Source organism: Leptospira stimsonii (assembly GCF_003545885.1).
GTDB classification, from domain to species: domain Bacteria; phylum Spirochaetota; class Leptospiria; order Leptospirales; family Leptospiraceae; genus Leptospira; species Leptospira stimsonii.
This window is the reverse complement of the sequence record NZ_QHCT01000001.1, coordinates 737,909-750,487: the sequence shown is the minus strand read 5'-3', so window position 1 is coordinate 750,487 and position 12,579 is coordinate 737,909. Positions and strand designations below refer to the sequence as shown.

The window sequence follows — 12,579 nt, the reverse complement described above, 5'->3', positions numbered from 1 at the left end:
TTTAAGCGGGATGTTTAGACGCGTCGAATCCAAGTTCGATAATGGAACCTTTGATGTTCTTATCATCCGGGTTGAAGGAAATTTTTCCTTCTCCGCAGTGATACATGATCTTAAACGAATCCATCAAAGATTGAATGATCTGCAATCCTCTTCCGATATTACGGTGAGGAACCTGCGACCCTCTCCAGGGAAGAATTTCACATTTTTTTTCCTGGTGTTTTTTGATGTAGTTGATGTAATCTTTGAGATTGGAAGGTTCGGAAGGTGTGTTCAACGATTCTAATTTTTCAGCTTTGAGACCGGAGCCATAGTCCATGATCCACAAAGTGAATTTACAATCACGAATCACCCATCGACAGATAATCGTTTCATCGGAACTGACTTTTACGTTAGCCGAAATCGAGTTTGTAAGTGCTTCGTCGGCGGCCAATTCGATCTGAGTAATATCTTTTTTGGCAAAAGAATTCTCGGAGAGGGAATCTCTCAGGGCATTTCGAAGTTCCCGGATACTGGTTAGGTCCGTCGGAAGGAACATAACGTACGATCCCCCATGATGTTTAACCAGCAATGATTCGTCAGAATCTCTCATTTCCGTTCCCGGTACCCACTTTCCAGATTAACAGCCCAAAGTAGGCGATTTGAACAAAATATACCGGTTTTTTTCAGGACGACAACGAAATTCCTGCTTCTCCGGCGGTTTTTTCAATTCTCTGGAGGAGTTTTTCTTTCCCCAAAAGTGGAAAAAGAATCGGCAATTCCAAACCAGCTGACTTTCCGGTGGTTGCGGCCCGGATCGGCATAAAGAGAGTTTTTCCTTTCTGACCGGTAACTTCCCCGATCTTGGACATTGAGTTCTTATAGTCCTCATCGGTCTTTGGATCAGAATTCTTCAGCATTGCGTAGAATTCTTTCACTACCTTGGGACCATCGCCTTCTTTTAAGTAACCAGCCGCTTCTTCCGACTGAATCTTTAGGTCCGTAACGAAGAATTCTGCGATGTATTCCGGAGCCTGAGTCAGGTTATCCAGATACACTCTAACAGATTCGACGATGGAAGTAAGTACAGGGTTACTTACATTTTTTACTTCTTCCGGAATATCTTTTCGATCTTTGATAAAAGGAAGTAGATTCTCTAATACTTTCGATATATCCAAATCTCGGATTGTTCGGTTTGATAGCCAATTGAGTTTCGATTTCGGATTCATCGCTTCTGCGATCTGAGAAAGATCGGAAAAATTTGTGACCACTTCTTCGTCTCCGCCTTTCGGTTTTTTAAAGACGTCGAAAGTAGACGGCGACTTCGAACAACGATGGACGTCGAAAATTTTCTCCAACTCTTCGCTCGGAAGGTATTCTCTTCCATCCGGAGAAGTCCATCCTAACAATGCCATGTAGTTGCGAAAGGTTTCCGGCAAATAACCGAGATCTCGAAACGCAAGAATCGAAGTGGCTCCCGCTCTTTTCGAAAGTTTTTTACCGTCCATCCCTACGATCTCGGATGCGTGTGCGAATTCAGGCGTTTCATAACCCAGAGCTTCATATAACAATATTTGTCTTGGGGTGTTCGATAGATGTCCGACTCCACGAATCACGTGAGTGATTTTCATGAGCGCGTCGTCCACGACAACAGCGTAGTTGTAAGAAGGGAACCCGTCCGACTTGACGATAATAAAATCGCCGATCAATTTCGTTTCGAACTTCACCTTTCCCTGAATGATATCGTTGACGATCAATGTTTTGGAAGGCGTTTTGAATCGAATCGAATACGGAATTCCTTGTTTGATTTTCTCTTCGACTTCTTCGTCGGACATGTTTGCATGAAGGCCGTCGTAGACGTAGGGAACTCCCATCGCTTCGGCTTGTTTTTTCTTCGCTTCCAATTCTTCTTGCGTACAAAAACAACGGTAGGCTTTTTTCTCTTTGAGAAGTTTATCCGTATATTCTTTATAGATCGAAATTCTTTCGCTTTGAATGTAAGGACCGAATTCTCCGCCGGCGCCCGGGCCCTCGTCCCAGTGGATTCCCAACCATTGCAAAGATTCTAATATGATTTTAAAAGACGCTTCCGTGGAACGGTTTTGATCCGTGTCCTCGATTCTTAAGATAAACTTTCCGCCTTGGGACTTTGCGTATAAATAATTGAAGAGTGCGGTTCTCGCTCCGCCTACGTGGAGAAATCCACTGGGGGAAGGTGCAAATCTGGTACGAACTTCTCTGGTTTGATTCATGGGGATTGGCTTTTCTCTTTCGAAATTCTTATGATAGGATAATTTTTGAAAATAGCCGTTGTGGTAAATGGTTTATTTGTGGAGAGATCGTAAAATGAAACGGATTTTTTTTGCTCATTCTTTCTGAGTGCGAGAAGATCCACATCGGAAGGGAAGTCCAGACAATAATACTCTATGTAAGATTCTTCCTTTTTCAGAGGCACGACCGGGATCGTTCCGGTAAGACCGATGGCCGGCGGATATTCCAAAGAGTCATAGTCGTAGTCGCGAGAAGAAGTCAGAGTTCCGTTCGCGGAAATAAATTCCGTCTGCATGATTCTTACCAAAATTCCACGTAGACTATGCTTCCACTTGAGAGTTCCGATTCCAGGAACGATCCTTGTTTCTTCGGTTTCACGAATTCCACCATCGTCTCCGATCATAAATTCCTTTTTTAAATTCTCCAGAGGCTCGACCTTCGCCGACGGATGAAGAATTTCCGGAATACTTTTTGAATTTGATTTTTCGATTCTTTTGGAAACGTATTTCGGAGTGAATTCAAGCTTGTGTTTGTCGTTCGGATTTCTCTGAAAGTTTCCCCTCCATTCGAAAACGTCCAGAAGAACTCGCTCGCTCTGCTCAGCCTTTCCGGACAATTCCATATATTTTAGAATCCCCTGGACCATTTCTTCTTTCCCGGATTGGTTTCTTAGGAAGATGTAACGAGCTTGAAAACTGGAATTCTCATAATAAGGAGAAACGATCGGATTCGAAACAAAATATATTTGGGAAGAATATTGCTCGGAAAAACTCTTTGTATTCTCAAACAAATGCCAGGAAAAGCTTCCACAATGAAAAAAGAATAAACTAATCCCGAGTAGGATTAAGACGAGGTTCGGAAACGGAAAACGATTGGAAACCGGCTTTGAGAGCCTGAAAACTTTTTTCATCTACTTGTAGATCGTGCTTTTCCGAAAAACCCGCAAGGAAAAACCCAAAAATTAAACTTTCTTTACAAAAACGGGGGGTCAGATATGCAAATGTCCGAAGGTGAATAAAACCCTCTTTCACCGGAAAAACACCCTTAATAAATCCAGTCAACTTTTTACAATTGACAGGATAGTGTTCTAGAATTTCGTTGGCCAAAACTGTATGAAGAATTCCAATCCACCAAAGTCGAAGGATGCATTCCCAAAACGTCCTTTTGAAGACCAGGTCAATGACGACCAAAGAAAATATTCGCGTTATGTTTGCGATTCCAGGGCGATCCCGCACGAAATCGACGGGCTGAAGCCAGTTCAGAGAAGAATTCTCTGGGCTATGTGGAATTCGGACGCGAGAAATCGGTACACAAAAACGGTAAAAGTTGCCGGTCTCGCAATGGGATACCATCCGCATGGGGATAGATCCATTCAAGACGCGCTTTCTCAAATGGCGCAGAACTTTACTTTTGCAAATAATATTCCTCTCGTTTCCGGTGAAGGAACCTTCGGGGACGTTTTGGATCCGAGTGCGATCGCTTCTCCCCGTTACACCGAAGTAAAACTTTCCGACTTTGTAAAAGATTTGGGATTCTTTGAAAGTTTACCGGACATAGATTACGTTAAGAATTATGACGAAACCGAGGACGAGCCGATCCACTTTGTGGGAAAGGTGCCGATCGTTTTACTCAATAATATCCAAGGGATCGCAACCGGATTTCGTTGTTTTATCCCAGCTCACAGACTTTCAGATATCGTAAAGTCTCAAGTGAATTATCTAAAGACCAAAAAACCGCTCCCGCTCAAACCTTGGTACAAAGATTTCGGCGGCGAAATCAGAATGGCCGAAACGGAAGCTGGAAACATTACGATGGCGACCTCCTTCGCTTTCAAATGGGAAGGAGACACTCTCTATCTTACCGATTCCCCGATGAACTGGAACAGAGAAAAGGTGGTTTCTCTGATCGACGATATCATCGAAAGAAAAGATTCCTGGTTAAAGGATTACGTCGACTACTCAAGCCAGACGTTTCGAATCGAACTTCAATATAAGAAGGGCGAAAAACCGACTCAAAAAGAAATCATGGCGCTCTTCAACAAAGAAGACGTTCAGACGCTTGCCATGAACGTGATTACCTATGACGGTAAATTGAAAAACTTCAAGCCGGAAGAAATCATCAAACGCTTTTGCGATTTTAGAAAAACGCATTTGATCCGAAGATTCAAACGACTGTCCGGATTGGAAGAGGAGAAGATCGAAAGGAACTCCGAACTGATCCGTTTTATCAAAGAAAAATGGAACGAAAAAGTCATCGGAATCAAATCGAAAAAGGACTTTGAAGACAAACTCAAAGCCTCTAAGTTTAAATACTTCGAATGGTTGTCCACGATTCCCGTCTATAGAATGACCATCGACGAAGTCAGAAAATGCGAGGAAGCGATCGTAGAAGCGAAGACCGCTCTTTCTCGTTACCAAGGTTTGGTGAAAGAGGACAAAAAATTGACCGACTTCATGATAACCGAATTGGACGAACTCCAGACAAAATGGGATAAAGTATGAGCGCCGACAAAACTAAAGTAAAAGAAAAATCATCCCAGGAACGAAATTTTAAAAAACTCTCCAACGTAGAACACGTACGTATGAGAACCGGTATGTGGTTGGGACAAAATTCCTCCTCCACGTTCGAACAACATTTTTTCCGGAAGAACAACGAAGGAAAATACGAGATAGTTCATGAAGAACTCGAAGACGTTCCCGCAAAATTAAAATGTCTCGACGAAGCGTGTATGAACGCCGTCGACGAATATCGTAAGAATCAAAAAGACAAGACGATTCCTGAAAAGGACAAGATGTCCAAGTTGATCATTCAACTTTCTTCGGACAGAAAGAGCGTAACGATCTCCGATAACGGAAGAGGAATTCCCGCCGCAAACGCCGAAGGCGTTTATCTTCATTTGATGTATGGTGAGAATTTCGACGACCACGTAAAACAGGATCACGTTGCCGGACAAAACGGAGTCGGGATTTCGCTCGTGAGAATGGTTTCCAGCTACTTCAAAGTAAAAACGGTAAACGGGGGAACTTCTTTCAAAAAACTTTTTACCGTTCACGACGACGTAAAAAAACAAATTCGCTCTTACAAACTTTCAAAAGACGAAACGGATCGTATCTTTCTCTATTTTGATGAACACGGAAAATTCACGGATTGTCCTCTTCTTACAAAGGATCAAATCGAAAAATTGGGTCCGCTTCTCAAAAAAACGAATATGCAGGAATTGATCGAAAAGGCTTCAAAAGAAGACCACGGAACATCCGTGGAATTCGAACTCAATCCGAAGTATTTCAACAATCTGGACATTACGTTTAACGTGGATTTGATGAAGCAATATCTTCAAGATATCGCGATGACAAACCCCGGATTGGAAGTCCAATTCGTCTTCAAGGGGAAAAAGGATAAGTTCAAGTTCAAAAAAGGACTCGATGAAATCTTTTCCCATTCCGATCTCGTTTATTACAAAATGGATTTTAGCGCTCCGACATCCGCTTCGCAGCTTCATTTGGAGACCTATCTCGTAATCGGACAAAACAAAAACCTCACTTGGGTGAACTCGATCTTCGCTCCACAGGGCGGATCCGCGATCGAATATCTCGAAAATAGAATCTGCGACGAAGTCCGTAAAAAAAGTCAGATTGTGGCGTTAGAGAAAAAACTCAAAACGAGTTCGACGAGAAACGACGTAAGAAACTGTTTTCACATGTATGTGAACGCAAGACTTTTGAATCCACGTTTTAAATCGCAGGATAAATCCTATCTCATCAATGATTTGAACGAAGAGATTCGAAACGCGATCGATAAACATCTGGAGAAGTTCATCAAGAAGACCGGTCTTTTGGAAGAGATCAAACTTCAAATGGAAAAAAGAACTCAGCTCAAGGCTTTCGAGGACGCACAAAAAGGTCTCAAAAAAGCGAGCAGAATGAACATCCCAAAACTCATGCCTCCAACCGGAAAGCCGGGCGATCCGGGAAGAGTTCTGTTTGTTGCGGAAGGAGATTCTGCCATCGCCGGTTTGCGTCCCGCAAGAAATCCGAAATTACACGGTCTATTCCCGCTTCGTGGTAAACCGCTCAACTGTAAAGGAATGAGCATTGCGAAAGCGATCGCAAACGAAGAATTAAAGAATATCGTAGCAATCGTCGGTTTACCTCTCGATCAAAAAGTGAAATCGATCGAAGAATTGAACTACGAAAAAATCAGTATCATCACCGATGCGGACTTTGACGGTTATGCGATTCGTTCTTTAATGTTGTCTTTCTTCTACGAATACTGGCCCGAACTTTTCGAGTTAGGTTTTATTCATATCTCCAGCGCTCCCCTTTACGAAGTGGATGTGAAATTCGGAGATAAGAAAAAAGAAACAATCTTTTGTATCGACGACAAGGACTACGAAGACCTGATCAAACGTGTCGAAAAGGGCGGAGGAGAAATCACTCGCAAAAAACGGAATAAGGGTCTTGGCGAAACGGGCAAAGAAGCTATGAAATTCGCAGTCGATGAATGTATGACCAAGATTACGATTGGAAACAAAAAAGAAGCGTCCAAGATCCAAAATCTTTGGTTTCACAAAGATTTTGCCGAGCAGAGAAGAGACGCAATTTCCGAATACGCGATGAGCGTGATCGAAGACTGAATCCTCTTCAAAGATTTTCCAAACGACTACTTGGTCGTTTGGAAAATTTGTTCCTTCCCTATTCGAACGACAAATCCTCTAAAACTTACTTTCTCTTCCGATCAACATCCAACTTCCCATTCTTAAATTAGAATCGATTGAGTTCATTGAAAAAAAACGAAGTGAGGCTCAAGAGATCGAAACGGGAATTCTCGGTAAAAAGAGCCCCGTTTTGTTAAATCGCGATACGAAACAAAACGAACGGATTAAATCAGGTTAAAGAAGTATACATTCATCCATCTGAACGTTTACAAGCTTTCTTTTAACAACTCCCTTGACCTTGATCTTCTGACCTTTTACGAGCTTCGCAACATTTTCAGCCTGATCCTTAACGAACGTGCATTGAACCCCTTCCAAATAGGATACGCCCAGCTCTACGTACATCTGATCTAGAATGTCTTTTCCAACGGTTCGTATTGTTCCCGTAACTTCACCCGTTTTGCCCTTGTATTTCGCGTCTGCCGCAACTTCATTCGCATTGTATTCCTTGTACAAGTCGCCTGCGGAAAGACTGAAAGCAGTTTCTGCGGAATTCGTTGAATCGCTATCGGAACCACCGGTTCCCACGGCCAAAATTCCAAAGATCGCAAAGACAAGGATCGTAAGCGAATGTTTCCATCCCATTTTCATTTTATTCATTTGATTCTCCTAATAAAAATAAATGCACCGAAAGAAAGAATGATTACGTCTAGAGAATCGAAGGTTCCGGGTATCCAGCGGAAGTATTGAAGGAATTCAGAACCGAGGGCGATCGAAGGAATTACCCAGAGATAAAAATAACTCCATTTTGATTTCGTTCCGTGCCAAATCGACTCGATCAAAATCATCCCGGAAAACATCCAGAGTCCGAAGGGAAGATTGTATACGATCCAATCCGGAACAGGTTGATCTCGAAACAATTCCCTCAAAATTCGAATCGAGCCGGAAAATTGAAAAAATTCGAACCAGCGGAACATCAAAAGAGATGTCGGACGAAAAAGGATGTAGATCATACTACCGGTCAGCAAGAGTAAGAAAGACAAAGTGACCCGACCGTATTTAAGAAAAAAAACTCTGTTCAGAAATCAAACCGCCTTGGTCTAAAAATGGATTGTCCAGATTTCAAGACTCAACTGTCAATTCTTAAGCCTACGAATTCACACTTCCGTATATTAGAATACATTTACATTCTATTTTTTGAATGTTTTATTTCCAAACGATTAGCCTCTATTTATGATTGTAAATTTAAGTCAGATTATAAGATAAATGGATCGATTACTAAATCGTTCATTCTATGGAAATGAATCGGTTTTAGGGTCATTGATTTTAGAATACGAACTAAGACTCTGATTCTACTGACCACAACGCAGTCGGAATCGAGTGTGTTTTTTCAATTTAAGAAATTATCAAATACAATAGGAACGCTTGGGAAAGGTTTGTAGAATGAAGAAGGCCTTCCAATCCGAAATGTGCGCAAAGAATGGAGAAAGGCAAACTGAAGAAAATCTCAGATCGAATGACGAGGATACGAAATCATTGTAACATCTCAGTCAGATTGTGATTTTTACGAAGATTTTAAGCGAAAATTTGGGTAGAGAGAAAGCTTATATCGTGCAGATGAATTTTTTGGGTGAGGAATGTTTTCTAAGAAGTTAAAATTCCTCGACCAATGATATCGAAAATTTTCAGAAGTTCCTTTTCATCATCGAACATTTCGTCCTTACTGAGAACAAATCGATAAATCAAATAGGAGATGTTGATACTAAAAGAAGTTTTAACAAAGGTCTCCGAATCGATCTCTTTCCTAATTTCTCCTTTCTCTTGAAAATAACGAATCGCATCCAACGCCGGTGCGAACAGATTCTCCTTCCAAATCGAACCGAAGTATTCGGCGAAGTCCGAATCGTGTAGAATCGCGGATGCAAGAATTCTTACTTTGTGATCGTTTTTCTTTGCGACTTGAATACGATTTCGCATGATAGAAAGATACCACTGTTCGAACGAAACATTTCTCTCTTCTAAGAATTTCCTAAGTTCGGGGATTTGTTCCGCAAAAGCAGTTTCATAGACGATCGAAGATAAAATTCTTATATATAAATCCTTCTTAGTCGGGAAGTATTTAAACAAGGTTCTTTCCGTAACCTGTGCTTCTTTTGCGATCTCCGAGGTTGTCGCCCCTTCGAATCCTCGCTCTCCAAAAAGGACTTCTCCAGCTCGTAGGATGTCTTTTTCCTTTTCGCTCGCTGGATTGATGTATTTACCGTATTCGGTCAGTAATTTTTTTCGATTCAGTTTCAAATTTGTCCCTTCACTTGATTCTGAAAATCGGGCGGAGAATGAAAGAAAAATTCCAAATCCAGAGCGTTCTTTTTTTTTATTCTTCTCCTAAAAAAGATTTGTATAGTAAACACTATATTTCTTTTTATTACGTATAGCATTTACTATACCGAGGTCGTTATGAAAGAAGTGGATTTGACAATTCCGGAAATTCTTCCGGTAAAGTGGCTCAAAAAAGGAATCGAAACGGCTACCTATGGAACGAGGAGGCTTTCGGATGGAAGGGTCCAATTTTGGATTCGACATTCCCCCGTAAAAGGAGTTTCACCCAAGATGCTCGTTTGGTGGTTTTCTAATCTGGAAGGAAAGATAGAATACGATGGGGGACTTTATGAAAAATACAGGGTCTGGCATCCGGAAGACCACGTTCATGCGAGTTATGAAAAAAGACTCCCTGACGGTTCGATCGGTCCCGGAGCTTCTATTCGTTTAGTGGAATATCTCGGTAGGAATAAAAAATATATCGTCAACATAGTCACCGATATTGAGAAGTTAGACGAAACAGGCTATATCCATAACCCGAAATTGGAAGGGAAATACAAGGTTGCAAGAATGGAATATACCTTCGAGCCTTCGGGACAAGATACGATTTACGAAAACTGTCTGATCATCGGTTGGAAACACTGGACGTGGAAACTGATTCGGCCACTTTTTTTAAAATTTGTTTTTAGCGAAAAAAGAGGACAGGCTTGGATTCTTCACAACATAGAAGAAGTTGGGCAATTCGAGCGGTTTCTTCCGCAACTCTATAGAAAAGAATGTTCCGAGAGTTTGGAACGAAAAGCCGGTTAATCGAAAAACGCAAGGTATGCGAACAGGAAAAAATCAAATCATAAGATTTCTTCAATTGATTTGAATCAAAGAAAGGAACTCCGTTTTCTAAAGTTCCTTTCTTGAGATTCTTTTCAGACCTGGTTGACGGCCCTAATCGCGGAAGAGAGCGCACCTTCTACGGTTCCGTTCAATTCCGCAGTATGTTCTCCCGCGAAGAAGATTCGATCCATCGGTTTGAGTAAGGATATGATCGATCCGTAACTTCCCGGTGGAAAGGTTGCAATACCCGAAGGAACATAGTTTGAATGGGAAGACTCGCTACTCTGAATGCGTAGCACTTGTAGATCTTTTTTCTGACTCAAACGTTCCAAAGCCAGTCGTATGTATTCCACTTTCAAAGCGTCGGTGGAAGTCGCCATCACGTCGTAACGATCTCCCGTTGAAATCATTCCCAATACCTTGTCTTCCGAATTCGTTTTTGTCCCAGCGTCATAAAGAAAACCTGCGGCGGAATCCGAATAAGCCGAAAAATTTTCCCTTGTCCAAGGAGCTTCTCGAAGCATGAGAAACGTTTTATAGATTCTTGAATAACGAATTCTCAAAGCGGAAAGTTTCTTTTCCTTATCTAATTCCGGTTCCCATTGGATGGAGGTCAGCTGGTTTGCCGGAATCGTAGAAATACACGCACTGCCTTCTATCTTTTTTCCGGACGAAGTTGTTACGATGACTTTTCCTTCTCCTTGATAAACCGAAATCACCGGATCGGCGAAAATAGTTTCGGTATTCTCCAACGAAAATACGAGCGCTCTTGCTAGGGCTTCCATCCCGCCTTCGATTCTCGTATTGTATTTAGGAAAGTTTGTGAGATCGGATAAAACTTTTTGAGCGGAAAGGGAACGTAAAGAATCCCCATAATATAAAGAATATTTAAAATTCAAAATCGCAAGATCGTCCGGAGTCATTCCTTGATATATCAGAAAATTGTAAAAGCTGATTCGATCCAACTCTTGTTGTTGAACAGAGTTGATCTTGGAATTCATCTGAACGAGTTTATTTAGAATTTCTTGAGACTTGGACGAGATATCCCAAGTTCCCGCTTTTTGATAAGAACCAAAAAAGAGATCGGACTGAACTTCGAAATCCGTCGTCTTCAATCCTAATTCTCGAACTAAACTCTTCGCGGTTCTATGTTCCGCCTGAATCCACTCCGCACCCAAGTCCAAAAAATTACCGCTTGGATCTGCGACCGTTCGGATTCTTCCACCCAAACGATCCGTAGCTTCGATCAATTTTACCTTGATTCCGGTCTTTCCCAAAAGGTAAGCGGCATACAATCCGGAAATTCCGCCCCCAAGGACGATCACCGTCTTTTGTGACATGGAAGATCCCTGCGCGCGTAAATTCATCCCAGGAAGGCCGGAAACGCCAACGGCGGTCAATATTCCAAGCTTGATAAACTCCGATCTGCTAATTTCCATTTTAAAGTCCGAATTGAATTCGGGAATTCGATCCCAATCCTTATTTTCGGCAAAATCCACCTTCTACCCTAGGAAAGATTTTGACCGAAACTTCGGAAATCCGAAGCATTTTTCGTTTAGAAAATATCTTGCTCGGAAAGAGTCGAAATTTTCCCCTGTCCCTAAGCTTTCAGGGAGGAAGTTGGGTGTAATTCCCACGCTGACCCGCAACTGTGATTTCGAGTTTCGAAAGAAATTCGATAAGCCAGATCTTCCCCGCGAACACCGTCCTCGAGGTAGGGACAGTTCGAAACTCGCCTACGCATTTTCATGCTTCCGCGATGGGGTCCCGAAAGACGAGAACGTCGGGGGACCCGAGTGGAAAATCTAACTTTAACAATCCATTCGTTTAGATCGGATTCTAATAATGAATTCATACGATTCTAAACTTAGAATCTTGTCTACCCTGACAAAAGACAACTTTTGTAGGAAACAACATGAAACGTAACGTAACTTGGAAATTTTTAATCACGGCACTCCTTCTTGTGGGAACCGTGAATTGTTTTGAAACGAAGTCGGAAGATAAGAATGACGAGAATCTTTTTCTTTCCGCGATTCTCCTCAATAATTTTGAAATCGCCGGCAATTGGACTTTTTACAACGGAACCAAAGATTATCCGGGTGGAGCATTCACCGATGTCGGAACAAAGGCGCAAGGAACTTACAGCATAACGAACACGCTGATTACCCAAAAAAATAACGACAACGGCTTTGGCGGTTCTCAACTGATCGGTAATATCGTTGAAATCAACTTGGCGAAAAAAGTGATCTATGTTCAATTCACTCAAGATTCTTCCTTTTCAAAAGGAAAGTTTTCTTGGTATCGATGGACTTCTGATGGAAGCTACTTTTATCTTTGTCAAGATCTTACGGGTGTAAACAACCAGAATACTCTCGAACAAGCAAAGGCGGATGACTTAGATACGTATTCGAATACGAAGAATCTCAATGCCGGTTGCGGTTTGAATAGCGGATTTGATCCTTCCGTATGGAGTCGTTTAGAAGTCAGAACCAATTAACAAAGGTAAGAATGCCGGAAAGAAATTTTCCGGC

At 41.8% G+C, this 12,579-nt stretch carries 11 protein-coding genes; 4 read left to right on the top strand and 7 right to left on the bottom strand.

All coding sequences use genetic code 11. The features are described from left to right. Position 1: 1 nt before the first annotated feature. The 3 genes from DLM75_RS03680 to DLM75_RS03670 form a co-directional block, all read right to left on the bottom strand. The gene (locus tag DLM75_RS03680) at positions 2-589 is read right to left on the bottom strand and encodes an ATP-binding protein (RefSeq protein ID WP_118967158.1); all 588 of its coding nucleotides are present in this window, start codon (positions 587-589) and stop codon (positions 2-4) included. 73 nt (positions 590-662) lie between these two features. Beyond that, positions 663-2,228, bottom strand: coding sequence for a glutamate--tRNA ligase (gltX, locus tag DLM75_RS03675; protein WP_118967157.1), 1,566 nt, complete (start codon positions 2,226-2,228; stop codon positions 663-665). Next, positions 2,225-3,157, bottom strand: coding sequence for an LIC_13346 family putative lipoprotein (locus tag DLM75_RS03670; protein WP_118967156.1), 933 nt, complete (start codon positions 3,155-3,157; stop codon positions 2,225-2,227). The genes gltX and DLM75_RS03670 overlap by 4 nt, the downstream gene beginning before the upstream one ends. 202 nt (positions 3,158-3,359) lie before the next feature. Between DLM75_RS03670 and DLM75_RS03660 the strand changes: the two genes are divergently transcribed. Together DLM75_RS03660 and DLM75_RS03655 are read left to right on the top strand one after the other, a co-directional pair. Beyond that, positions 3,360-4,748: a DNA gyrase subunit A gene (locus DLM75_RS03660; RefSeq protein WP_118967154.1), complete on the top strand. Its 1,389-nt coding sequence runs from the start codon at positions 3,360-3,362 to the stop codon at positions 4,746-4,748. Next, positions 4,745-6,880 (top strand): toprim domain-containing protein, encoded by a 2,136-nt coding sequence (locus DLM75_RS03655; protein ID WP_118967153.1) that lies wholly within the window; start codon positions 4,745-4,747, stop codon positions 6,878-6,880. The genes DLM75_RS03660 and DLM75_RS03655 overlap by 4 nt, the downstream gene beginning before the upstream one ends. Positions 6,881-7,135: 255 nt before the next feature. Here DLM75_RS03655 and DLM75_RS03650 read toward each other — a convergent pair whose 3' ends face one another. The 3 genes from DLM75_RS03650 to DLM75_RS03640 all read right to left on the bottom strand — a co-directional run bounded on the left by DLM75_RS03650 (position 7,136) and on the right by DLM75_RS03640 (position 9,196). After that, a complete protein-coding gene (locus tag DLM75_RS03650) occupies positions 7,136-7,558 on the bottom strand; it encodes an OB-fold protein (protein WP_118967152.1) in 423 nt (140 codons plus the stop codon). Next, positions 7,555-7,911 carry a hypothetical protein gene (locus tag DLM75_RS03645; protein WP_118967151.1) on the bottom strand — a complete coding sequence of 119 codons (357 nt, stop codon included), beginning with the start codon at positions 7,909-7,911 and terminating at the stop codon, positions 7,555-7,557. Before DLM75_RS03645 ends, DLM75_RS03650 begins: the two co-directional genes overlap by 4 nt. Positions 7,912-8,542: 631 nt before the next feature. After that, the gene (locus DLM75_RS03640; protein ID WP_158586435.1) at positions 8,543-9,196 is read right to left on the bottom strand and encodes a TetR/AcrR family transcriptional regulator; all 654 of its coding nucleotides are present in this window, start codon (positions 9,194-9,196) and stop codon (positions 8,543-8,545) included. Between the two features lie 159 nt (positions 9,197-9,355). Here DLM75_RS03640 and DLM75_RS03635 point away from each other — a divergent pair, with 159 nt between their 5' ends. Then, the gene (locus tag DLM75_RS03635; protein WP_118967149.1) at positions 9,356-10,027 is read left to right on the top strand and encodes a DAPG hydrolase family protein; all 672 of its coding nucleotides are present in this window, start codon (positions 9,356-9,358) and stop codon (positions 10,025-10,027) included. 113 nt (positions 10,028-10,140) lie between these two features. On the opposite strand, the gene DLM75_RS03630 is transcribed toward DLM75_RS03635, so the two are convergent. Continuing rightward, complete coding sequence (locus tag DLM75_RS03630) at positions 10,141-11,487, bottom strand: flavin monoamine oxidase family protein (protein ID WP_118967962.1); 1,347 nt, start codon at positions 11,485-11,487, stop codon at positions 10,141-10,143. Between the two features lie 476 nt (positions 11,488-11,963). Here DLM75_RS03630 and DLM75_RS03625 point away from each other — a divergent pair, with 476 nt between their 5' ends. Then, a complete protein-coding gene (locus DLM75_RS03625) occupies positions 11,964-12,545 on the top strand; it encodes an LIC13354 family exoprotein (RefSeq protein WP_118967148.1) in 582 nt (193 codons plus the stop codon). Positions 12,546-12,579 lie beyond the last annotated feature (34 nt).